Source organism: Amycolatopsis rhizosphaerae (assembly GCF_007713715.1).
GTDB classification, from domain to species: domain Bacteria; phylum Actinomycetota; class Actinomycetes; order Mycobacteriales; family Pseudonocardiaceae; genus Amycolatopsis_E; species Amycolatopsis_E rhizosphaerae.
Genome location: NZ_VJWX01000748.1, coordinates 1 through 2233, shown reverse-complemented (window position 1 = coordinate 2233; position 2233 = coordinate 1). Strand labels below are relative to the sequence as shown.

General features: G+C 70.2%; 3 protein-coding genes. All 3 read right to left on the bottom strand.

Annotated elements, in window-relative coordinates; genetic code table 11:
- Positions 1–10: 10 nt before the first annotated feature.
- Positions 11–421, bottom strand: a complete 411-nt coding sequence (gene ndk / locus FNH05_RS36355) for a nucleoside-diphosphate kinase (RefSeq protein WP_144593369.1) — start codon at positions 419–421, stop codon at positions 11–13.
- 52 nt (positions 422–473) lie between these two features.
- Positions 474–2024 carry an alkaline phosphatase D family protein gene (locus FNH05_RS36350; protein ID WP_144593368.1) on the bottom strand — a complete coding sequence of 517 codons (1551 nt, stop codon included), beginning with the start codon at positions 2022–2024 and terminating at the stop codon, positions 474–476.
- On the bottom strand, positions 2021–2233 hold a 213-nt coding region (locus FNH05_RS38615; protein WP_222426818.1), incomplete at its 5' end, for a hypothetical protein. The genes FNH05_RS38615 and FNH05_RS36350, both read right to left, overlap by 4 nt.

Below are 2233 nucleotides of genomic sequence, written 5' to 3'. Positions count from 1 at the left end.
CACGGGAGGGTCACAGGTCGGGGAACCAGAGCTTGAGTTCCCGCTCGGCCGACTCCGGCGAGTCCGACCCGTGCACCAGGTTGTACTGCGTCTCGAGGGCGAAGTCGCCGCGCAGGGTACCCGGGGTGGCCTTGGCGACCGGGTCGGTGCCGCCGGCGAGCTGGCGGAAGGCGGCGATCGCGCGGGGGCCCTCGACGGCGATGGCCACGACCGGGCCCGAGGTGATGAACTCGAGCAGCTCGCCGAAGAACGGCTTGTCCTTGTGCTCGGCGTAGTGCTCCTCGGCCACCGGGCGCGGCACGTTCCGCAGTTCCAGCGCGGCCAGCGTCAGGCCCTTGCGCTCGATCCGCGCGATGACCTCGCCCACGAGGCCGCGCTTCACGCCGTCGGGCTTGACCAGGACCAGCGTGCGTTCACTCACGACTCTGTTACTCCTCGATTAAATGCTCATCTTCGGACCTGCTGAACGCAGCCTAACGGCCTCCCCTCGAACGCTGCGGGCGCAGGGTGGCCGACCACAGCGAAACACCCTTTCCGTCCCTCAGGCACACCGTCAGTTCACCGCCGGCACCGTCCACGTTCAGCTCGCCGAAATGCTGGAAACCGTCCATCGGCGAGGTGTTCGGGGCCGGCGGGGCGTGCACGAAAACCGCCTCGGGGCCGAAGGTGGGGTCGAGCTTGTTCGGCCCGAACGCGCCCGCGTGCAGCGGCCCGGAAACGAATTCCCAGAACGGGTCGAAATCGCCGATCGCGGCGCGGTCGGGCGAGTAGTGGTGGGCCGCGGTGTAGTGCACGTCGGCGGTCAGCCAGACCACGTTGCGCACCCTGCGGTGCGCAATCTCCCTGAGCACCCAGGCCAGTTCGCTCTCACGCCCGCCCGGCGCGCCCGCCAGGCCGTTGGCCACGCCCTCGATGTCCTTGCCGTCGGGCACCACGAGCCCGATCGGCAGGTCCGCCTGCACCAGTTTCCAGGTGGCGGTGCTGCGGGCCAGTCCGTCCACGAGCCACCGCGCCTGCCGTTCGCCGAGAATCGAGCCGGGCCTGGTCACGTCGGAGGTGTTGGCGTCCTTGTAGGTCCGCATGTCGAGCACGAACACCTCGACGTGGGGCCCGTAGCGGAAGCTGCGGAACACACGCCCGTCGACGGCCCGCTTCGCGTCGATCGGATGCCATTCGTGGAAGGCCTGGAATGCGCGCTGGGCCAGCACGTCGACACGCTTTTCGGTGTACTGGGGAAGATCGAGGATTTCGCCCGGGTACCAGTTGTTGAGCACCTCGTGGTCGTCCCATTGCACGTAGCTCGCCACGGAAGCGGCGAAGGCGCGCACGTTTTCGTCGAGCAGGTTGTAGGCGAACTGGCCGCGGTATTCGTCGAGGGTCTCGGCCACTTTGGACTTTTCCGGGGTGACGATGTTGCGCCAGACCCGCCCGTCGGCGAGGGTCACCGTTTCCTTCAGCGGCCCGTCGGCGTACACCGTGTCGCCGCTGTGCAGGAACAGGTCCGGCTCGCGCGCGGCCATCGCCGCGTAGGCGGTCATCCCGCCGAGGTCGGGGTTGATGCCCCAGCCCTGGCCCGCGACATCGCCGGACCAGAGGATCCGGACGTCCGAACGGCCGGCGGGCACCGTGCGGAACCGGCCCGTCAGCGGTTCGCTCACCGCGCGCCCGTCGAGGGATTCGGCCGTGACGCGGTAGTGCAGTTCCGCCCCGGCGGGCAGCGCCGGGACCCGCAGTTTGCCGGTGCCGCCGGTGCCGGGCGTGAGCAGCGGCCCGGTCAGCCGCCGCGCGTGCGCGAAGCGTTCGTCGCGGGCGACCTCCACGATCATGCGGGAGGGACGGTCCGCCCGCGTCCAGATGATCGCGGAATCGGCGGTGACATCGCCCGCCTGCACGCCGTGGGTCAGCACCGGGCGGTCCCGGCGGACGAGCGCGGCGGCGGTGGGTCCGCCCAGCGCCCCCGCGGCGAGCGCACCGGCCGTCACGATGCCGGTTTTGAGCAGGGTTCTTCGGGTCTGTTCGGTCATGACCGGTTTGTAACCGGCGTCCCGGTCGGCGAGGCCAATTCCGGCTTTCCGGCCGGTGAACGGGTTACGGCGAAGGCGAGCAGCAGGCAGCCCAGCGCGGTCAGCAGGCCGTGCGCGACGCGGAGCGCGGGCGAGCCGAAGAACTGGGGAATGAACAGGGCGAACGCGAGCGCGAAGGGGATACCGGCCCAGCGGAACGTCCCGGCCCG